Source organism: Dyadobacter psychrophilus, assembly GCF_900167945.1.
In the GTDB taxonomy this organism is placed as follows: Bacteria; Bacteroidota; Bacteroidia; order Cytophagales; family Spirosomataceae; genus Dyadobacter; species Dyadobacter psychrophilus.
In genome coordinates this window covers 343,360-363,455 of record NZ_FUZA01000005.1, presented here as the reverse complement: position 1 = coordinate 363,455, position 20,096 = coordinate 343,360, and the positions used below count along the sequence as shown (strand labels likewise).

18 protein-coding genes are annotated in these 20,096 nt (G+C 46.5%); 10 read left to right on the top strand and 8 right to left on the bottom strand.

All coding sequences use genetic code 11. The features are described 5' to 3' along the window. Positions 1 to 159: 159 nt before the first annotated feature. Together B5X68_RS19490 and B5X68_RS19485 are read left to right on the top strand one after the other, a co-directional pair. Positions 160 to 1,968 carry a cytochrome-c peroxidase gene (locus B5X68_RS19490; RefSeq protein ID WP_082216435.1) on the top strand — a complete coding sequence of 603 codons (1,809 nt, stop codon included), beginning with the start codon at positions 160 to 162 and terminating at the stop codon, positions 1,966 to 1,968. Then, positions 1,965 to 4,073: a metallophosphoesterase gene (locus B5X68_RS19485; RefSeq protein WP_082216434.1), complete on the top strand. Its 2,109-nt coding sequence runs from the start codon at positions 1,965 to 1,967 to the stop codon at positions 4,071 to 4,073. Before B5X68_RS19490 ends, B5X68_RS19485 begins: the two co-directional genes overlap by 4 nt. Positions 4,074 to 4,124: 51 nt before the next feature. Here B5X68_RS19485 and B5X68_RS19480 read toward each other — a convergent pair whose 3' ends face one another. From B5X68_RS19480 to B5X68_RS19470, 3 genes are all read right to left on the bottom strand, one after another. Further along, positions 4,125 to 6,263 (bottom strand): T9SS type A sorting domain-containing protein, encoded by a 2,139-nt coding sequence (locus B5X68_RS19480; protein WP_082216433.1) that lies wholly within the window; start codon positions 6,261 to 6,263, stop codon positions 4,125 to 4,127. Between the two features lie 100 nt (positions 6,264 to 6,363). After that, entirely contained in the window at positions 6,364 to 7,764 is a 1,401-nt protein-coding gene (locus B5X68_RS19475; RefSeq protein ID WP_082216432.1) for a pyridoxal phosphate-dependent decarboxylase family protein, read from the bottom strand. Positions 7,765 to 7,793: 29 nt separating this feature from the next. After that, positions 7,794 to 8,258 (bottom strand): DUF1572 family protein, encoded by a 465-nt coding sequence (locus B5X68_RS19470; RefSeq protein WP_082216431.1) that lies wholly within the window; start codon positions 8,256 to 8,258, stop codon positions 7,794 to 7,796. A 177-nt stretch (positions 8,259 to 8,435) separates the two neighbouring features. Here B5X68_RS19470 and B5X68_RS19465 point away from each other — a divergent pair, with 177 nt between their 5' ends. Continuing rightward, positions 8,436 to 9,887 carry an aminotransferase-like domain-containing protein gene (locus B5X68_RS19465; RefSeq protein WP_082216430.1) on the top strand — a complete coding sequence of 484 codons (1,452 nt, stop codon included), beginning with the start codon at positions 8,436 to 8,438 and terminating at the stop codon, positions 9,885 to 9,887. Here B5X68_RS19465 and B5X68_RS19460 read toward each other — a convergent pair. After that, positions 9,876 to 10,196 carry a type II toxin-antitoxin system PemK/MazF family toxin gene (locus tag B5X68_RS19460; RefSeq protein WP_170916691.1) on the bottom strand — a complete coding sequence of 107 codons (321 nt, stop codon included), beginning with the start codon at positions 10,194 to 10,196 and terminating at the stop codon, positions 9,876 to 9,878. The two genes, B5X68_RS19465 and B5X68_RS19460, sit on opposite strands and share 12 nt — an antisense overlap. Beyond that, positions 10,190 to 10,381, bottom strand: a complete 192-nt coding sequence (locus tag B5X68_RS19455; RefSeq protein WP_141110352.1) for an AbrB/MazE/SpoVT family DNA-binding domain-containing protein — start codon at positions 10,379 to 10,381, stop codon at positions 10,190 to 10,192. The genes B5X68_RS19460 and B5X68_RS19455 overlap by 7 nt, the downstream gene beginning before the upstream one ends. A gap of 301 nt (positions 10,382 to 10,682) precedes the next feature. On the opposite strand from B5X68_RS19455, the gene B5X68_RS19450 reads away from it, so the two are divergent. The 4 genes from B5X68_RS19450 to B5X68_RS19435 all read left to right on the top strand — a co-directional run bounded on the left by B5X68_RS19450 (position 10,683) and on the right by B5X68_RS19435 (position 15,520). Beyond that, positions 10,683 to 12,704 carry a heavy metal translocating P-type ATPase gene (locus B5X68_RS19450; RefSeq protein ID WP_082216427.1) on the top strand — a complete coding sequence of 674 codons (2,022 nt, stop codon included), beginning with the start codon at positions 10,683 to 10,685 and terminating at the stop codon, positions 12,702 to 12,704. Between the two features lie 17 nt (positions 12,705 to 12,721). Further along, on the top strand, positions 12,722 to 13,042 hold the full coding sequence (locus B5X68_RS19445) for a DUF6660 family protein (protein WP_141110351.1): 321 nt from the start codon (positions 12,722 to 12,724) through the stop codon (positions 13,040 to 13,042). A gap of 45 nt (positions 13,043 to 13,087) precedes the next feature. After that, complete coding sequence (locus tag B5X68_RS19440) at positions 13,088 to 15,058, top strand: TonB-dependent receptor plug domain-containing protein (protein WP_082216425.1); 1,971 nt, start codon at positions 13,088 to 13,090, stop codon at positions 15,056 to 15,058. Between the two features lie 105 nt (positions 15,059 to 15,163). Further along, positions 15,164 to 15,520 (top strand): cupin domain-containing protein, encoded by a 357-nt coding sequence (locus tag B5X68_RS19435; protein ID WP_082216424.1) that lies wholly within the window; start codon positions 15,164 to 15,166, stop codon positions 15,518 to 15,520. A 9-nt stretch (positions 15,521 to 15,529) separates the two neighbouring features. Here B5X68_RS19435 and B5X68_RS19430 read toward each other — a convergent pair whose 3' ends face one another. Beyond that, entirely contained in the window at positions 15,530 to 15,808 is a 279-nt protein-coding gene (locus tag B5X68_RS19430) for a hypothetical protein (RefSeq protein WP_082216423.1), read from the bottom strand. Between the two features lie 128 nt (positions 15,809 to 15,936). On the opposite strand from B5X68_RS19430, the gene B5X68_RS19425 reads away from it, so the two are divergent. Next, complete coding sequence (locus tag B5X68_RS19425; protein ID WP_082216422.1) at positions 15,937 to 16,296, top strand: helix-turn-helix domain-containing protein; 360 nt, start codon at positions 15,937 to 15,939, stop codon at positions 16,294 to 16,296. Here the strand turns inward: B5X68_RS19425 and B5X68_RS19420 are convergent. Then, a complete protein-coding gene (locus B5X68_RS19420; RefSeq protein WP_082216421.1) occupies positions 16,293 to 17,522 on the bottom strand; it encodes an MFS transporter in 1,230 nt (409 codons plus the stop codon). The two genes, B5X68_RS19425 and B5X68_RS19420, sit on opposite strands and share 4 nt — an antisense overlap. Positions 17,523 to 17,544: 22 nt before the next feature. Beyond that, positions 17,545 to 19,038: a MocR-like pyridoxine biosynthesis transcription factor PdxR gene (gene pdxR / locus B5X68_RS19415; protein ID WP_082216420.1), complete on the bottom strand. Its 1,494-nt coding sequence runs from the start codon at positions 19,036 to 19,038 to the stop codon at positions 17,545 to 17,547. A 78-nt stretch (positions 19,039 to 19,116) separates the two neighbouring features. Here pdxR and B5X68_RS19410 point away from each other — a divergent pair, with 78 nt between their 5' ends. After that, positions 19,117 to 19,746, top strand: coding sequence for a pyridoxamine 5'-phosphate oxidase family protein (locus B5X68_RS19410; RefSeq protein WP_082216419.1), 630 nt, complete (start codon positions 19,117 to 19,119; stop codon positions 19,744 to 19,746). Positions 19,747 to 19,822: 76 nt separating this feature from the next. After that, positions 19,823 to 20,056, top strand: coding sequence for a hypothetical protein (locus tag B5X68_RS19405; RefSeq protein WP_229208491.1), 234 nt, complete (start codon positions 19,823 to 19,825; stop codon positions 20,054 to 20,056). Positions 20,057 to 20,096: the final 40 nt, after the last annotated feature.

Below are 20,096 nucleotides of genomic sequence, written 5' to 3'. Positions count from 1 at the left end.
ATTTTCAGGCCGTTTCATAAATTACTATGCCAGACAATTCACAGTGAAACCGCACGATCTCAAATCGGCACGTGATCCACTATACGCAAGCGAACGCCGCAACGCGGGAAAATTTGATTTTTCTCTGTAATATTAGGGTAGCAAACGAACCCTTTGCCAATGAGGAAAAATTTTACCCTGCTGTTTTTTGCCTCCTTTCTTGTCCTTGCCTTTTCCACAAAACATCCTCCCCGAACGGTTGGTGTGGAGCAGAGCGTGGCGCGGTTCAAAGTGGACTCGAAGTCCTATGCGCTCAGTTTAGCCGATCTCTCAACTGCAATCCAAAACATAGATCCTGATCGACAGGAAACAATTGATATTACAAAAACGAAGCTGATTTATAGCCGGTTAGCCTACAAGCGGATCGAGTACTTTCTTGAACATTTCTTTTTCACTTCTTCCAGGATTTACAACCGCCCCCCGAAAAACGAGATCGAAGAACCACATCTGGAATACATGGAGCCAGCTGGCATGCAGTATATGGAAGCCATCTTGTTTGACAGCGTTACTACCATCGATTCAAAGAAGGAATTGCTCGTTCAGGCTGAATTATTAAGCAATGCTGCCAACGATCTGCATGCGCTTTTGTACAAATTCGAAACCAATGATAAACAGATCCTGGCAGCAGTAAGGCTGGAACTCATTCGCATTATTGCACTGGGAATCTCCGGATTTGACGCTCCCATGTTGAAAAGTGGTATTTGGGAATCCACAGTAGCCATGGAGACAATTGCCCTCACATTAAAGCCCTATCTCGCCAAAAATAAAAAGGACAGCGTCTTCCACTATTTGGGGAATTCACTAAGGTTCCTTCGAAATAACCCTGAATTTGACTCGTTTGACCGGCTCAAATTTCTTACCGGCTATGCGTTGCCGCTTCAAAAGCATTTGAATGTGTTGATTAGGGAAATGAAGCTGGATTCTGCGCCACCCGGCATGCTGCGTTACGATGCGGGGCATATGTTCAACCCCTCTGCTTTACAACCGGCGGGCGAAGTGAATGATAATGATCTCACAAAGAAGCAGGCTGAACTTGGCAAAAAACTGTTTTTCGAAACGCGACTCTCGGGCAACGGCTCCAAAAGCTGTGCTTCCTGCCACAACCCCGCCAATTATTTTACCGACGGTCTGCCGAAGAGCGTTGGCCTTAATCCGCATTCAACGGTCAGACGCAATGCTCCTACTCTCTTTTATGCGGCAGCGCAACAAAATCAGTTTTGGGACGGGCGGGCTAAAACATTGGAAGAACAAATTGAAACCGTGATGCGCGATTCTGCTGAAATGAATGCGATACCGGCACGGAGCATGCAACTTTTTCTCAAAGACAAGTCTTACAAAGGCCAATTTAAAAGAGCTTTTCCTAAAAAACGAACACAAAAACCGGACGAGCAGCAAATCTATTCCGCTCTGGCTGCTTTTATCAAAACTTTGAACCCTTACAACTCGGATTTTGATCGCTACATGGCCGGAGATCAGCGTGCTTTAACAGATTCCCAGGTTAATGGCTTCAACTTGTTTATGGGCAAAGCGCAATGTGGGACTTGCCATTTCGCTCCGCTATTTAATGGGCTCATCCCACCGTTTTACGCACTGACAGAATTTGAGGTCATCGGCACAACTGCGACAGACGATCTTTCAAATCCCCAGAAAGACCCGGACAACGGACGCATGGATGTGCGCGCCACACCTTACTATGAGGCAGCATTCAAAACACCGACTGTGAGAAACGCCGCGGTAACCGGTCCGTATATGCACAACGGAGCATTTACTTCTCTGGAAAAAGTGATTGATTTTTATGATAAGGGCGGCGGCGCAGGGTTGGGACTTGACCTGCCCCGGCAAACGCTCTCGCCCCTACAACTCCATCTGACCGACCAGGAAAAGAAAGACATTATCGCATTTTTGAATGCCCTAACGGATAAAATATGAAAAAAAATTTACTACTGCCCCTCCTGCTTTGCGTATTCAATGCTGCCTTTTCGCAAACCACGCTGCTGCGCGGGCCTTACCTGCAATCCGCAACGTCCACGAGCATGGTAGTACGCTGGCGAACGGACGTGGCCACCACGAGCATGGTCCGATACGGCCTTACACCGTCCGCGTTGACAACGAACGTGGAGCTTTCCGCGAAGGCTACGGAGCATGCGGTCCAACTCTCGGGGCTTGATCCGGCTACCCGTTATTATTATTCCATTGGTTATGCTAATGAGGTGCTGGAAGGCGACCAGGAAAATTATTTTGAAACGGCACCAATACCGGGCACAAAAGGGAAATACAGGTTTGGGGTTTTGGGAGACTGCGGAACTAACTCGGCAACCCAGGGAATGGTGCGTGAAAGTATAGCAAAATATTTGGGGCAAAATTACATGAACGCTTTGTTGCTGCTGGGCGACAATGCGTACGCTTTCGGAAAGGACGCAGAATATCAGTCCAATTTTTTCAATCACTATAAATATGCTTTCCTGAAAAAAAATCCTGTGTTTCCGGCCCCCGGAAACCACGATTACAATAACGACAACCCGGACCGGCAAAACGACCATAATATTCCCTATTACCAGATTTTCACCATGCCGACGCAAGGTGAAGCAGGCGGCGTAGCATCCGAATCGCAGGCTTTTTACTCCTACGATTATGGTAATGTGCATTTTCTGTCGCTGGATTCTTATGGCAAGGAAGACCAGGCAACCCGTCTGTATGACACGCTTGGCAGGCAGGTTCAGTGGATCAAAAAGGATCTGGCGGCAAATAAAAACAAGGACTGGATCGTGGCTTACTGGCACCATCCGCCTTATTCACAAGGTTCGCGCAATTCGGAAACGGAAAGTGACCTGATCAAAATACGGGAAAACTTCATCCGCATCCTTGAAAGAAACGGTGTAGACCTGATCCTTTGCGGGCACAGCCACGTGTACGAGCGGTCCCGCCTGATCCAGGGACATTATGACAAGGCGGATACATTCGATCCGGCGACGCATAATCTCAGCAATTCTTCGGGAAGATATGATGCCTCGCCGCAGTCCTGTCCGTATTTCAAAAAGACGGATTCCAATAAAGGAACGGTGTATGTGGTTTCGGGCTCTGCGGGCCAGTTAGGTTCCAAAGCGGCAGGTTTTCCGCATAAGGCCATGTATTATTCGGACGCGGAACGTTCGGGCGGCATGGTGTTGGAAGTGGAAGCCAACCGGCTGGACGCCAAATGGATCGGGCTTGATGGCGTCATTTATGATCAGTTCACGATTGAAAAAGATGTAAATAAAGAAACAACTGTTGAGATCAACGCCGGGGAAAGCATTGAATTGAAATCTTCGTTCATCGGTGCACATGTGTGGAATACCGGTGCCAAGACCTCCTCCATAACCGTTGCGCCTCATAAAACTGCCGACTTTCATGTGAAAGACGAGCAAAACTGCATTAATGATGTTTTTCACGTAAAAGTAACTTTGCCCGAACCGGTTAAGCTCATCGCATTTTCACGTGCTGCCGATCCCGCAAATGTGGTTACACTAAGCTGGACAACGGAATTTGAAAACGAATTCTCCCATTTTTTCATTGAACGCGCACAAGGTGATTTGAAATGGTCTGAAATTGGACGCGTTGCAGGCGGGCCAAACTCGACAGTGAATAAAAATTACAGCTTCAAAGATGAACAAAGCCCGGACCTGGATTTCGACCAAACCATCTATTACCGCCTTAAAATGGTCGCGCTGGACGGACGGCTTCGCTATTCGGCTATTACTTCGATTCGATTGCAGGAAATTATTCTGGCTGTTGACCCAAGCAAGCAAGCATTTGACATTGAGGTAATCCCTAACCCATCTGCGGCGCAGCAAATGCAGATCAGGCTTGCGGAAAAGGCAACTGTGAAAGCTGAACTTACATTAATGGACGTTTCAGGGCGCGTTTTAGAGGAAAAGAAAATGACACTGACGGAAGCGGCAGTGCCATTTTTACCCGATAATATGACTGCGGGTATTTATCTGCTGAAAGTTACTGTGAACGGGCGAAGTCTCGTCCGGAAGCTGGCGGTTTATTAACCATCCGAAAGCTGTGGAACAGGCAGCGTGAACGTGACATTCGCGCTGATGCTACTTTTTAATGATCTTTTTGATTTCTTTTTTTCCGTTACTGTCGGTTAATGTCACATGATAAAGGCCTGTGGGCAAATGCCCGACCTGCAACTCGGATCCTGCTTTTTTGTTTTGTCCAAAATCAGCCAGATATGAAATTTTTCCTTGCGCATTGATGATTTCAACTTTCGCAATCGCAGCTCCCTCAGCCACCTGAACGGATAACTTTTCAAATACCGGGTTTGGAAAAATAGAAGCGATCTCCGGCAAATTGAAAAAATTGAGATAATGAATCTGGCTATAAGCGTAGGAACCATCTTTATCGGCCATTTTTAACCGGTAAAAATTATTACCATTGACCGGGGCGCTATGGCTGAATGTGTAAGGCTGCACCGCAACACTTTCACCTTTTGCCTTCATTATGCCAATTGTCTGCCAGTTCCTGCCTTCCGGGCTGTGTTGCACAGCGAAAAAATCGCTGTTTGTCTCCGCACTGGTGGACCACGAGAGCAACGCAGTATAATGTTCCTTTTTGACTTCGAAACTAATCAGTGTCACGGGAAGCGCAGCACAAGCGTCTAAAACTTCTGTCTCCGAGTTGCATCCGGGTTTGTTGGCCGATATATCGAGCAATTCAGGCGTTTCGTTGGAAAGATATTGGCAAACCGGCGGAATTGCGCACATTTCAAGCTCCGGATTTTCCGAAATCCAAAGGTAGGCACCACCAATTGATTGAAGTTTGCCCAGGCCGGAAAGTGAAGCTAAAAGTGAATTTTGGAATATTGTCACACTGCCGCCAATGGTTTTCAGATTTTCCAGGCCATCCAGATTTTCGAGCAATGCATTAGCCGAGACAGATAAAGAATCAGTGATCGTCACCAGATTATTCAATCCGGCAAGGCTTGTCAAAACTTCATTGTCGTCGACATTCAAATTGCCAACGGTCGTAAGTCCGGAAAGCGCAGTCATGTTTTCGAGCTGCGGATTAGATGCGATGACCAACGAACTACCATCACCAATGGCTTCCAGATTTTCCAAACCGGCGAGATTAACAAGGCTTGCATTTCCGACAATGATCAGGTCACCGTCGATCGATTCCAATGCGGAGAGTCCCGCAATATCTGATAATGAAAAGTTTAAAAACGAAGCAAATCCTAACGGGCCGATGGATGTCACTCCTGAAAGTCCATCTAGATTTTCCAGAAACGGATTGAAGGAAAGCAAAACTTCCTCTCCAAATGACGTCACACCTTCAAGTCCGTCCAATGATTCAAGGCCAAAATTGTTTTGGAGTATCAGCGCGCCGCCAATTGTAGTAAGCCCGCTGAAACCCGAAAGATCGATCAGGGCATCGTGGTAATTGATCTCAACATCATCCTTGATAGTTTTCAGTCCTTCCAGACCTGTGAGGCTGACCAGGCTGCCATTTTCCTCCATATAAAAGTCAGACTCGATCGTTATCAGATTTTCCAGTCCTTCAAGATTGACCAGATTATCATTGAAATCTATATAAAGATCTTCTCCGATCGATGTAAGGCCATTCAATCCCGACATATTCACCAGCGTAGTGTTTCCCGTGATTTCTACGTAACCAGGCACGGTGGTGATATTTTCGAGCCCTGCAAAATTTACCAGCGACTCGTTGAACCCAAGCCGCAAATCCCGCCCTAAACTGCTGATAACGAGTGGTGACAGTGTGGTCAACAGGTCATTGGCTCCAATTACAAGATCAAGCCCGATGGTGTGAATGCTGGTAAGCCCGGCCAGATCAGTCAGTAAATCGTTATCGCCAATGATGAGGCTGCCGTTTATTTGCGCAACATTAGCCAATGCTTCCAAATTAAGAAGGCCGGCATTTTCTGAGACTTCCAGATCGCCTCCCACTGCAACTATATTTTCCAGTCCGGTAAGATTTTGCAACAGCGGATTGCCGTTTATCAGCAGGTTTCCACCAACATCTGTCAGCGTAATCAGGTTGCTCAGATCATCAATATCGGTTCCGTTAATCGTAAGATTTCCAGTAATATTTGTACAGCCCGTATAAGTGGCCTGAAAAGCCGAAACCTCGGCTTGCGTGGTCAGTTCAAGATCGACAGGACATTGCGCAACAGCACATAAGGGCAGTAATGCCCCAAAGAGGAAGTAAAGTTTTTTCACACGGAGAAGGGTTTATGGTCATTTCAGGCGTTATTTGAGTCCAAATTTTTCCCGATAAAAGACAAACCCTAATCCTTGTCGTAATAGTTCCCACTGCATATCAATGTTTTAGCACAATATGATAGGCAGCCTCCATTTCATTTATTGCAGTGACGATATCGGCAGCGGTTGTGCGATAATTCACGAATGCAGCCCGCACGCAACTTATCCCGTCCAATGTGGTCGGAGTCATAAAAACCTTTCCGTTTTTATTCATCTGATCCAAAAAACCCATCGTCTCCTCAGTGCCACGGAGCCTGAAAGTGACCACATTAAGCCGAACCGGCGCGGCAAGTTCGAAAAACACACTCCCGGTAATATAATTCCCCAGTTCATTTGCGCGGGCAATGCTGTTTTCAACAATCCATTGATAACCCGATTTTCCATAAGCAACCAATCCAAACCACGCAGGCAGCGCACGAAACCTGCGTGAGTTTTCTGGCAGGAAATTCAAATAAGAAAAATTTTCAGATGGATCTCCGAGATAAGGAGCATTGGTGTTTTGAAAAGTTTCCACCTGCAAACGATCATGCTGCTTTCTAACCAGAATTACGGCGCTGTCGTACGGCACATTCACCCATTTGTGGCAGTCAATGGTAATGCTGTCCGCCTGCTCCCACCCCGCCAGCAGGTGGCTGTGCGCCGGCGAGCACGCCGCAAAGCCACCGAAAGCAGCGTCGATATGCAGCCAAAAACTGTATTTTTCTTTCAACGCGACGATTGCAGCAATGTCATCAAAATCAACAGTATTAACTGTTCCGGCGCTGCAATTGACAATGATGGGTTGGCCGTTATGTTCAATTAATTTCGCTTCCAGGTCCGCAAGGTCCATGGCTTCACGTCCTGCCAGGACATTGATTTTGAATAAATTGTTACTTCCAAAACCCAGCATGGAGAGCGATTTGATTACAGAAGAATGCGGCGTCGCTGCCATCACGACAATTTCCGAAGACATTCCCTCTCTGGAAACGTCAACACCGATTTTCTTACCAGCCCATTGTCTTCCTACGGCCAGCCCTGTAAAATTAGACATAGTTGCACCCGTCACAAATCCGCCGTTAAAATCCTCGGGCAGACCCAGCAATTGGCACAACAGACGGATTGTTTCCTTCTCAACAATTGCCGAAACGTCACCCGATCCCTTTGTGCCTTGCGTATTCTGATCAAACACTGCTGTGAGCCAGTCGCCCGCGATAGCAGCCGGCGTTGCTCCTCCCGTGACAAAGCCCCAATATCTCGGTCCCGGGCTGGCTACCATCAGTTTCTGGTATTTTTCCCGAAACATTTCCAGACTTTTCAGAGTCCCTGATCCGTTCATTTCCAACACCTCAGCCTCAGCTCGCTGGTCGGGTGCGTAAGTAGGCAAATCATTCAGGTGATTCAAAAAATCCAGACTTCTGTTTTTTACATCTTCCAGAATCATGTCCCAATGCGCCAGATCTTCCTCTAACTTAATGTTCATTTTAATAGTTGTAATGTGCTTTAACTAGATTACTCAGGATTTGCGGCCGAGACCCAGCGTCTGTGATAATTGATCTGGCCTAAGTGGTAAGATAGATGTGTTAATAAATGGGTCAGGACCAACGTTGTGGTTTGATTAGGGAACATATCCAGAACGTTGCGCGGATACTCACTTTCCAGCTGGGTAACGGATAGCTCTTTTACGGATTCCACGACAACAGGCAGTAAGTTATCCAGTTCCAGGAGCAGCTCCGATTTGGTAAAAAGCCGCTCCGCAAATTCGGCATCACGGTTTCTTACATAATGAACATTCCCCAGCGTAAGTCCGACATATGTCCTCAGATTACCAATTAAATGCTGGCAAAGATTCCCGCCCGTGTTTATCGTGCCCGGCAACCGCACCCAAAGCGATTCCTCAGAGGGATAAGTCTCAATTTCGGCCCGTAGTTTTTTTAGATCTCTATCAAAAAGCTGAATAATAATTTCTTTTTCCATGACTAAAAATTTTTAGGTGCAGTCTAATTTAACGATTCAAATCAAAAATCCCTGCGGCTGGGCGTTCGTGCTGAATGTTCCATTAAACTGCGATGCAAAATTGTTGACTCCAAGAAGCAAAAAACAGATTCAGTTTTGCTAGTTTTGAGCATAACAGAAGCAAATTATTTCCCTAAAATGAAAATCACTACGGACGAAAAAGACGATTTCCTCTATCACCAGGTTGCCGAACGCCTTGGACAGCAGATCGAAAACAACACATTAAAAGCCGGTGATAAGCTGATTTCACTCCGCGCATTGAGCAGGGAACAAGGCATTAGCCTGAGCACAGCATATAAGGCATTTATCGAATTGGAAAATAAAGGTTATGTGGAAGCAAGGCCAAAATCCGGTTATTTTGTACGTTATAAACCAGCAAGGCGCCTCAAAAAACAAACATTTCCCCATTTTCCGTCAGAGCGCGCAGAAATTGATGTAGACGAAATGATCCGACAGGTTTACCGGACATTATCTGGCGATGGCATGGTCAGGTTATCTTTGGCCGTGCCGCCTGTGGAATTGATCCCGGTCGCGAAACTTAACAAGGCACTGATGGAAGCGGTCCGCAACAGCCCTGAAAGCTGCACCAATTATGACGAAATTCCGGGGAATCTGAATTTGAGGAAACAAATTGCCCGCTATGCCTTCAACTGGGGCGGCAATGTTACTGCCGACGAAATTATTACAACGCACGGCTGCATGGAGGCCGTAGCGTTCTGCCTCAAAGCCGTGACTGAACCCGGTGACACCATCGCCATTGAAAGCCCGGTGTACTTTGGCATTTTTAATGTTATCAAAATTTTGGGTTTAAAAGTTTTCGAAGTGCCTAGTGACCCACAGGAAGGTCCGGACATCGATTTTCTGGAAAAAGCACTTGACTCCGTTCCCATTAAAGCCTGCCTTTTCGTTACTAATTTTTCCAATCCTACCGGCGCATTAATGCCGGATAACCGGAAGAAACAATTGGTTGAAATGCTTGCCGCCCGGGAAATTCCGATGATCGAGGACGACATTTACGGAGAAATGTATTTTGGGAAAAGTCGGCCCAAAACCTGTAAAAGCTTTGATAAGAAAGGACTTGTTATGCTGTGTTCCTCCGTTTCTAAAACCTTGGCGCCAGGCTATCGCGTGGGCTGGTGCATTCCGGGAAAATTTTGGGATAAAGTAATCAGCAACAAGATCACGCAAACCGTTTCATCCGCGACGCCCACGCACGCAGCGATCGGGATTTTTTTTGAAACAGGCCGCTACGACCTGCATATGCGGAATTTACGGAAAGCGCTTCACACGCAAAGCCTGCGCTACATTCAGGCTGTCACCGAACATTTCCCGCCAGACACCCAAATCAGCCGCCCACAGGGAGGTTACGTTTTATGGATTGAATTAAACACAAAAATCAATGCGTTCGAACTGTTCGAAGCCGCAATCCTGCAAAACGTCAGCATAGCCCCGGGCCAGATTTTCAGCACCGACGCCCGCTTCACCAACTACATCAGGATCAGCTTCGGAGCCCCGTTCACAACAGAAATTGACGCAGGTTTGAAGCGGCTGGGCGCGTTGATAAAGTCTCTAGAAGATTTAAGCGAATAATGCTCTAAGAATGTCCAGCACGCCATCAGCAGTATCAGCATCCAGCATCGCGATTTTTTTGCTAAGCCTGGCTTTGTCAATTGTCCTGAGCTGATCCAGCGCAATCTGTCCCGATTTACCCGCCACTGTGCATCCGATTCGGGTAGGATATTTCTTAATAGCCGATGTTAGTGGGGCAATGATCACGGTATTGAGAGACCTGTTCATTTCATCCGGCGAAATAACGACGCAGGGACGCGATTTTTTTATTTCGCTGCCAATGGTAGGATCAAGAGAAACAAAGTAGATTTCAAATCTTTTGATCACCATGTCCACTCGGAAACATCAAAGTCATTCGAAAATTCCTCCATCAGATTGTCTTCACTTCCACTTTTTGCTAGCTCAAATTGCTGTTCCCAACCCGCGCGCGGGCTTTGTGTGGCAGGTTCGATGACGATAGCATTACCTTTGACCTCAACATTGACCAGGTCTTTGATATCGCATTGTTCCATCATGTTTTTTGAAAGAATAACTCCCTGGGAGTTCCCTATCCTCCGGACTCTGACCAACATATATCAAAGTTATAATAATGTTATAACAATTCAAATTTGTAACTGAAATTCAGCACAATGCAGCTAAATTCTCTTGTTCTCAAACATCAAATATAAGTCCTGACAACCCTGCAACATTATTGCAATTACCTGATTTTCAGCACTTGTAACCCTGTTGCACAGTGTTGCGCACTATCTTTGTCGTGTCCGCGGGAATCTTACACAACAGAGATGCCGGCGAATTGATAACCTTTTTGATTAGCATATGATGAAGTCAGGCGCGAGTGAAGGCCACATAAATAATGATGCGAAGGATTGCTGCTCGGGCGAGACGCAGATCCTGGTGAAACAAGAGCACAAACACAACCACACAGATCACGACGGGCACGATCATGACCACGACCACGACGGACACGATCATGGGAACAATGCTGCTGAAAGTTTGCTGACGAGTCGCTGGATGCTCTGGGTTAGTCTGGCGCTGTTGCTGGGCGTCCTTTTTGTCACATTTGTCTTGAAGATCGAGGTCAATCGCAATGTGGAGATCGTCCTGATGCTTGCTGCATATGTTTTGGCTGGAAATAAAACCATTGCAACCGCTTTCAGGCGCGTTATGCGTGGCGATTTCTTCAATGAATTTACCTTAATGACCATTGCAACGATCGGTGCATTCTACATTGGAGAGTTCAGCGAAGGTGTTGCGGTGATGATTTTTTACGAGATCGGCGAGCTTTTTCAGGATCTGGCAGTTAGCAGATCCAAACGTTCTATTAAGGCACTGCTGGACATTCGTCCCGAGCAAGTTACCGTCATACGCGATGGCAAAGATGTCCAGGTTGCGCCTGGTTCGGTTTCTATCGGCGAGACAATTGTGGTTAAAGCAGGTGAAAAAGTTGCCTTGGACGGCATTTTGAAATCGCTTCACGGCACATTCAATACAGCGGCACTGACGGGCGAATCTGTTCCCGATCAAAAAAGCCAGAATGAAACTGTGCTGGCGGGAATGATCAACACCGAAAAATCGGTTGAAGTTGAGGTTAAGGCGCTTTTTAAAGACTCCAAACTTTCGCGGATACTGGAAATGGTGCAGGAAGCTACCGGCCGAAAAGCGCCTACACAGTTGCTTATAAGCCGGTTAGCTAAGATTTATACGCCGATTGTCTTCCTGCTGGCAGTGCTGATCATTCTCCTGCCTTACTTTTTTGTAAATAATTATGTGTTTGATCAATGGCTGTATCGCGGCATGGTTTTCCTCGTGATCGCGTGCCCGTGTGCGCTTACGATTTCCATCCCGCTGGGCTATTTTGGTGGCATCGGGTTGGCTTCGCGCAACGGGATCCTTGTTAAAGGCGCGAATTTCCTGGACGTGATTACCAAGATCGACACATTGGTTTCGGACAAAACAGGCACATTGACCAAAGGGGTTTTCAAGGTTCAGAAAGTAGAAACTGCATTGGATATGAATGATTTCATTTCACGAACGGCTTCGCTTGAAAGTTATTCAACACACCCGGTTGCCAGGGCAGTTGTTGCGCATGCATCTGATTTGGCATTAACAAAACCAACCGAAGTTGAAGAGATTTCCGGACATGGGTTGAAAGGAAAAGTCGGTGAAGATTCGTTGCTGGCCGGAAACCTCAAATTGCTGGAAAAATTTCAAATCCAATATCCAAAAGACCTTAGCAACATTGCCGAAACCATCGTGGCCGTGGCAGTAAACGGTTCCTATGCCGGCTACATTACCATTGCGGACGAAATCAAAGAAGATGCACGGGAAGCCGTTTCTGAATTACAAAAACTTGGCATTGAGACAATTATGCTTTCCGGTGATAAGGAAGCTGTGGTTTCAAACATTGCTAATCAGCTGCAAATTGGCAGAAGCTACGGAAATTTGCTACCGGAGGACAAAGTCCGGATCGTAGAACAACTTAAAGCCGAAGGAAAGCACATTGCCTTCGCAGGCGATGGCGTAAACGATGCACCTGTGATCGCCCTCGCGGATGTGGGTATTGCTATGGGCGCATTGGGTTCGGACGTCGCGATTGAAACGGCCGACATTGTCATTCAAAATGACCAGCCATTGAAAATTGCATCCGCTATCAAAGTCGGGAAAATTACGAAAAGCATTGTATATCAAAACATTTCGGCCGCAATGGGCGTCAAAGTGCTTGTGATGATCCTCGGTGCAGGCGGAATTGCTACATTATGGGAAGCGGTTTTTGCGGATGTTGGTGTAGCTTTGCTGGCGATTTTAAATGCTTTCCGAATCCAGGGCAAGAAAATTTAGCTTAACAAAACATTCATTTGAAGTTTCTGGCGATCATATTGTCTGCTTATATGCTCCTCCTCGCGCTGCTTCCCTGCGGCGACGAAGTGGAATGTATGGATGACGAACGATACGAAACGGCTTTTGACAACAATACGCAACAGGATCACGAAAACCACTCGGAAATCTGCTCCCCTTTTTGCATTTGTGCATGTTGCGGCCAGGTTTTGAATGTCCTGGCAACGCCTCATTTTGCCGTGAAACCCCATTTTACAGTGTCTGTGCGCACAGCCTTTTACAAAGATCCCTATTTCGAAATAATTCCTATCTCCATCTGGCAGCCGCCCAAGCTGGTCTAAATCTGTAAATACATTTCAATTATTTATCCCGATTTAAATCCCACAATGCAAAAAATAGCTTTGCTTGTGCTGGTCATGCTATATGCTGGCCGCACTCAGGCACAAAATACAACCGATACAACGTCTGTTTACCAGACCGACAAGACCCAGGAGATGGAGGAAGTTGTCATATCTTCCACCCGCAGCTCGCGGACGATTAAAGACATCCCTACCCGCGTAGAATTCATTGCTGGTGAGGAACTTGACGAAAAAGCGAACATGAAACCTGGCGACATTCGCATGGTTTTGAGCGAAAGCACCGGCATTCAGGTGCAAACTACATCCGCGACAAGCGCCAATGCCAGCATCCGCATACAAGGCCTTGACGGGCGTTATACACAAATTCTGAAAGACGGTTTTCCGCTTTATTCCGGAGCGTCCAGCGGATTGGGATTGCTGCAAATTCCACCGCTCGATCTCAAACAAGTGGAGGTAATCAAAGGCGCTGCTTCGACATTGTACGGCGGCGGCGCCATCGCCGGACTCGTCAATTTGATCTCCAAAACGCCAAAAGATGAGCAGGAATTGAAATTCCACCTGAATGGAACAAGCGCAGGAGGCTTCGATGCCAACGGTTTTTATTCCAAAAAGTTTGGTAAAACAGGCGCGACGATCTTCGCCGCCCATAACCGCAATGCAGCTTATGATCCCGCGGGAATTGACTTTTCGGCCATTCCCAAATTTGAGCGCTTTACATTCAATCCGCGCTTTTTTGTTTATCCCAGCGAGAACACGACCATTAGTCTTGGTGTAAACACCGCTTTTGAAAATCGCATCGGCGGAGATATGCATTTTATCAAAAACAAAAACGAGACCGGCCACACGTATTTTGAAAAAAACAAAACTGAGCGTGTCAGCACACAATTTTTGTTTGATCATATTTTCGGTAAGCATGAGCATTTCATTGTTAAAAACAGCGTAAGCTATTTCAACAGGAAGCTGACGACGCCTGGCTACATATTCAATGGAACGCAATATTCCACATTTACCGAAGCATCTTATGCCAATCACGGCGACAAATTGGAATGGATAGCGGGGGCAAACCTATGGACGGATCAGTTTAAAGAAAAAGCACTGATCACTGGCCCAAAACGTGACTATAACCTCAACACATTAGGTGCATTTGCGCAAAATACCTGGAAAGCCGCGGACTGGATGCACGTTGAAACCGGTTTGCGGGCAGATTATGTGATAGATTATGGATTGGCCTTCCTGCCCAGGATTTCTGCGTTGCTGAAACTCTCACCAGCGCTCACGTCACGCATAGGCGGCGGCATGGGTTACAAGGCTCCTACGATCTTCACGGAGGAAAGCGAACGTATTCAATATCAGGGCGTTTTGGGAATTGATAAAGATAAAAATCGCCTCGAACACAGCTATGGCGGTAACTGGGATGTCAATTATCAAACAATGCTCTTTAACGATAGGTTAAGTCTGAGTATCAATCAGTTGTTTTTCTACACGTACATTACGAAACCACTGATCCTCAAACCAACCGGCAATGCCGCTTATCGATTTGAGAATATTAACGGCCACATCGACACTCGCGGAACGGAAACTAATTTGAAACTCGGTTACAGTGATTTTAAATTATTTCTGGGTTACACTTATACGGATGCGCGGATAAGCGAAAATGGTCGCCATCAGCAAAATTTCCTGACACCCAAACACAGGATCAACTCAGTGCTGTTTTATGAAGTGGAGGAAAAATGGAAAGCCGGACTGGAAGCATATTATTTTAGCAAACAGCAACTTAGCGACGGTAAAACTGGCCGGGAATATGTGATTCTGGGCTTTATGGTGGAGCGGCTTTGGGAGAGATTTTCGATTTATATCAACTTTGAAAATTTCCTGGACGCACGGCAGACGCGGTTTGACAACATTTACACAGGAAGCATCGCAACGCCCACATTCCGGGACATTTATGCACCGCTGGACGGCTTTGTGTTTAATGGCGGGATAAAAATCAATTTGTAAAAAGCCGCTATTGGTTAAAAGAGTAATTTTTTAAGCCAAAGCCCTTTTTACAATTCCAAAAGAACATTGGAATAGCAACAACAATCAACCAAACTGCGAAGAAAAATGTCCAGAACCGATGCATTATCTCCTGAACAACTTCGGGAGGAACTTGAAGAGAATACACAGAATCAGTCAGTTGGCGACACTTTGCTTTTTGAGAATGACAAGGTAAAAGTGTGGCACATTTGCCTGCAACCCGGCGAACGCATCCATTATCATCGTCACAACTACGATTATTTCTGGACTGTTTTACAGGATGGGCAAGGTGTTTCCAACCAGGAAGACGGTAGCCAGGTAAGTTTCACATTCAAAAAAGGGCAGACCTCTTTTCAAAATATTATTGAGCAGGGCAGTTCCATTCATGATTTAAAAAATACCGGCACCGGCATTCTGGAATTCATTACTACGGAGTTGAAGTAACGGCTGTTACTACACTACGGCGACCGGCTTGATACCGGCAATTTTTTCGAGCGCAACAGTAACGCGTTCAATGCGGTCAACATTGCCACGACTGCTGTCCGACACCGCCTGGGCGACTGAGGTTAGATAATCTCCGCCCAGTTTGGTGTTGAAGAAAGGATCTCTGGAGGCAAGCACGCCCCGCCAGTTTTTACCAACAACATTTCTGGACTTGATAAATCGGAGGAGCAGGCGCTCTTTGATTGTCATGCAACCATACTCCTTCACCCGGGTTTGTTGTTTTTCCATTTGTTACTAAGATAATGTGTGAGAAGAATTAAAGGCTTTTTTGTAATTTGTGCATTACGAAAACCGATATACAAAAGTACAATAAAATTATATCAAGATCAAATTAATTAGCACTAAAATATAAATTAATGGTTAGTATTGGCAAAAGAATTAAGCAGGGTCGCGAAAAATTAGGTTTGAGTCAAGAGCAGCTCGCAGTAATCATGGCCAAAAAAGGAAAGGGCACTATTTCAAATTGGGAAACGAATAAAAACGAACCTTCCATTGCAGAGTTTAAAAAACTGGCCGAACTATTCAGCACCACCGCAGCTTACCTGATCGGCGAAGCGCCGCAGTTTGAAGAGCCGCAGGAAAATTACGTGATGGTAAAAAAGGATGACCTGATCGAACTTCAGAAAAAAGCATTGGAAAGAGAAGCCGAGAAAAATAAAGAGTTGCTCGATTTATTGGAGCAATCGAAAAAAGCGGGTGAAGAAAATGAGGCTTAACCCAGCCCCATCTTCCCCTGGAAAAGCGTTTTGAAGCCGAACGCGCACGAAAAGCTTAGCACGACCAGCGTTACCCACAAGACGTTATATCCCCAATGTGCCGCAATGTAACCGCCGGCAGCCGGGCCGATAATTTGTGCAACGGATTGTGAAACGGAGTAAGCTGCCGAATATTTACCTCTATTGAATACCGAAGCCCGGCTCATTACAAATGTGCTGATATAAGGCAATGCAAGCATTTCGCCAATCGTAAAAAGAATGACAGCAGCTGCTGCAAGAATGACAGGCGCTATCGCAGGCACTACCAACATACTGAAAGCGAATGCGCTAAAAATCGTCCCGGCAACCATATAGTACGAATCCGGCCGACGGTTTGCCAGGTTCTGAATCAGGATCATCTCGAACAGCGCAATGATGATGCCATTCATGCCCAGCAATATACCAATGGTGGATTCTCCAATGTGCATTTCCTCTTTCCAATATACCGGGACCAGTCTGAAAAGCAGGATAAAACAGATCATATACAGCATAATAATTGCCAGAAAACGGACAAAAAGAGCGTCTTTCCATGGCGATTGCCCTGCCGCCGGCGCCGCTACCGTTTCCGGCGTATGCACATTGCCGGACTGCGGAACCGTCTTTGCGCCGGGAAGCAAGAACATAATTAACGCACCTGCAAAAGCATATACAATGCCGTCAACCCAGAACAGCAAACTGTAATTTATCGCGGCCAGGATCCCTCCTACCGAGGTGCCAAAACCAAAGCCTATGTTCATAGCCAGGCGGTTTAATGTATACGAGCGCGTCAGGTTCTCGGGTGCAGAATAAGCCGCAACGGCCGTGCTATTGGCGGGTTTGAATGCTTCTACAAAAAAGCTGAGTAACACGATCAGAAAACAAAGTCCCGTAAAATTGGTAACCAGTCCGAACAGAACGAAAAAAAGTCCGCTGACCAGCAGAGAAAAAATCTGTACAGGCCTGAAACCCCAGAAGTCGGTTAGATAACCGCCCGCCATTCCGCCCAGGACCGACCCGACCCCAAACAATGTGATGATCAAACCCGCATCGGCAATGCTCCTGTGCAGGCTTTGCGTAATGTACATACTCATGAACGGCACCGCCATATAGCCGCACCGGTTTATCAGAATGACCAGACTAAGCAACCAGGTTTCCCTGCTCAGGCCACTGAATGAAACGCGGTAGCTCTCAATGATCTTATTCAACATTTATTTTTCAGGCTAAAATTGCTCACAAATTTCCCAATAAATTCCTGATTATCTCAACACTTTCCTCCAATTCCTCCGCATTTGATGAGGCAAAACCAAGTCTTATGGAGCTGTTAGGCGGCTCGGCGAAGCTGTTACCAGCAGGAATCCCGGACGTTCCGTTGGACATATAGAGGTCTTTTTGTAAGGCTTTTTCAGCCAGACTGATTAAGTTAATGTTAGGGTCAAACTCCGTCCAAACCGCCATGCCGCCATCCGGAACCTGAAATTTAACATAATCGCCAAGCTGGCTTCGCAGCAAATCGCAGAACAGGTCCCGGCGCTGCTTGTAAATCCGGACCGACTTGCGCAAATGCCGCTGAATGACGCCCGTATGTAGTAATTCAGCAATGGCGTTTTCCAGCATTTGATCGCCCTGCCTGTCAATTATCCGTCTCAACTTGGCCAGATACGTGATCACATCAACTGGCCCCACAAGATAGCCGACACGGAAAGCGGGCGAAATTGTTTTGGTAAAAGATCCGCAATACATGACCATTCCGGCGGGATCGGCACCCGCGAGCGGCATAAATGGTTTACTCAGATAGTGAAAATCACAGTCATAATCGTCTTCAAAAATGATAAAGCCATACTGTTCAGCCAGTTTCAACAGGTTAAGCCGCCGGTCTGCCCGAAGCGCAACCGTTGTGGGATAGTGGTGATGTGAAGTCACATAAACCATTCTGATCGTCTGTTTCCGACATATCTGTTCCAAAGCCGCCACATCGATCCCATGCTCATCCACAGGCACACGCACAAGATTTGCCCCGGCCTGAATGAAATTCATGTTGGCACCAAACCAGCCAGGCGCATCAACCACCACATGATCACCGGGTTGCAACAATGCCGTGCTGACCAGATACAAACCCATGATGACGCCCCGAACGATCAGGATATTTTCAGGCGAGGTTTTCATCCCGCGGGTCTCATTTAAATAGGCCGATAGCTCTTGTCGCAGCCACAGCGACCCTTTTGTATCGCCATACCCCAGACGTGAATATGGATTCCCGCTCAGTAACTGGCTGCGGTATGCCCGGGACAAGTCTTCCAGTGGCGCAAGTCTCGGATCCGGGAACCCGTCATCCAAATGCAAGCGGGTACTGCTGCGTAGAAAAGCCCGGTCGAGGTGCGGTTGTTGCGTAAAACGAAAACCCGCCTTTTCAGCAGGCGCAATGACCTTTTCATTTCCAATTTCCTTTTTGGATAACTGAATTTCGGGTAAATTTTTGGCTACAAATGTGCCATTACCGGTGTGACTTTGGAGCCAACCCTGTGCCAGCAGCTCGTCATAGGCCTGCACAATTGTGCGTCTGTGCACTTTCAATAAAGTCGCTAATTGCCTGGTACTAAGCAACCTGTAACCTGTTTGCAATGTTCCGCTTCGGATCAGAGCCATGAGTTGATTGGCGATTTGAAGATATACGGGTTGCTTGCTTTTCTTTTCTACTTGCAGCAAAGTAGAGAGGACCTGAACCATAATTGGACCACTTTATTTCTGAATATTGGACTCTTCTGTGCAGCCAATTTCCGTATATTTTTGTAAAAAACAAAACACATGAGCACTCCCCCATCACACCTTACACCCAGCCGACTGGCAAAACGATCAACCCAGGACCATGAGGTAATTTGTTCCATTCTGGACGAAGCATTGTTTTGCACAGTCAGCTATTCAGTCGACAATCGCCCATTTTCCATCCCCACTGCATTTGTGAGATATGAAGATAAAATCTACATTCACGGCTCCGTAGGCAGTCATTTTATCAGGGAAATCGAAAAAGGCATTCCCGTTTGCATCAGCGTTATGCTCACTGACGCGCTGGTTGTTGCCAAATCTGCATTCAGTCACTCCGTCAATTACCGGTCGGTTATTATATTTTCAAATGCCGAAAAAGTAGAGGATTTAAATACGAAAAGAGCTGCATTTGAATGGCTTACAAATAAAATCGTCCCCGGCAGCTGGGATTATTTGCGTCCGATGAAAGACAGCGAGGTAAAGAAAACCACCGCATTAGCATTTTCTTTTGATGAAGCGTGCGCCAAAACGAGGTCTGGAATGCCAAAGGATGAAGAGGAAGATCTGGGACTACCAATCTGGTCGGGCCTTATACCTATCCAGACGAACTATCTCGCTCCCGTAGCGGATGAATTGAGTCAACAAATTCCGCTGCCAAAACATTTGGTTTAAACCATGCAACCTTGGGTATACTTTGTGCATCTTTTGGCCAGAATGATACCAGATGAATCCAAAACGTTGCGCACCCATGACAGGAAAGGAAATTTTTGACCGTTGCCAATTGGCTGCTTTAAAAAACGGCCTGGGTTCCCAGGAATTCCATTACGGGAATATTTTATATCAGGCACTTCAGCTCGAAGGCGAAGAAAAAGTTTTTCAACTATTGGAGCAAGCCGAAAACACCGGAAAGCGCATTGGACTAGGCTATTCCTCAACCGGCTTCCAAAGCCTGACTGACCCGGACATGGCGATTTTGGTATAAACGGAAGCCGCACTTTCGGTATACCAAATAGAAAATCCTC

Coding starts and splice junctions, on each gene's coding strand:
- B5X68_RS19490 (WP_082216435.1), top strand. CDS start 160: ATGAGGAAAAATTTTACCCTGCTGTTTTTTGCCTCCTTTCTTGTCCTT.
- B5X68_RS19485 (WP_082216434.1), top strand. CDS start 1,965: ATGAAAAAAAATTTACTACTGCCCCTCCTGCTTTGCGTATTCAATGCT.
- B5X68_RS19475 (WP_082216432.1), bottom strand. CDS start 7,764: ATGAACATTAAGTTAGAGGAAGATCTGGCGCATTGGGACATGATTCTG.
- B5X68_RS19470 (WP_082216431.1), bottom strand. CDS start 8,258: ATGGAAAAAGAAATTATTATTCAGCTTTTTGATAGAGATCTAAAAAAA.
- B5X68_RS19465 (WP_082216430.1), top strand. CDS start 8,436: ATGAAAATCACTACGGACGAAAAAGACGATTTCCTCTATCACCAGGTT.
- B5X68_RS19460 (WP_170916691.1), bottom strand. CDS start 10,196: ATGGTGATCAAAAGATTTGAAATCTACTTTGTTTCTCTTGATCCTACC.
- B5X68_RS19455 (WP_141110352.1), bottom strand. CDS start 10,381: ATGATGGAACAATGCGATATCAAAGACCTGGTCAATGTTGAGGTCAAA.
- B5X68_RS19450 (WP_082216427.1), top strand. CDS start 10,683: ATGATGAAGTCAGGCGCGAGTGAAGGCCACATAAATAATGATGCGAAG.
- B5X68_RS19440 (WP_082216425.1), top strand. CDS start 13,088: ATGCAAAAAATAGCTTTGCTTGTGCTGGTCATGCTATATGCTGGCCGC.
- B5X68_RS19435 (WP_082216424.1), top strand. CDS start 15,164: ATGTCCAGAACCGATGCATTATCTCCTGAACAACTTCGGGAGGAACTT.
- B5X68_RS19430 (WP_082216423.1), bottom strand. CDS start 15,808: ATGGAAAAACAACAAACCCGGGTGAAGGAGTATGGTTGCATGACAATC.
- B5X68_RS19425 (WP_082216422.1), top strand. CDS start 15,937: ATGGTTAGTATTGGCAAAAGAATTAAGCAGGGTCGCGAAAAATTAGGT.
- B5X68_RS19420 (WP_082216421.1), bottom strand. CDS start 17,522: ATGTTGAATAAGATCATTGAGAGCTACCGCGTTTCATTCAGTGGCCTG.
- pdxR (WP_082216420.1), bottom strand. CDS start 19,038: ATGGTTCAGGTCCTCTCTACTTTGCTGCAAGTAGAAAAGAAAAGCAAG.
- B5X68_RS19410 (WP_082216419.1), top strand. CDS start 19,117: ATGAGCACTCCCCCATCACACCTTACACCCAGCCGACTGGCAAAACGA.
- B5X68_RS19405 (WP_229208491.1), top strand. CDS start 19,823: ATGACAGGAAAGGAAATTTTTGACCGTTGCCAATTGGCTGCTTTAAAA.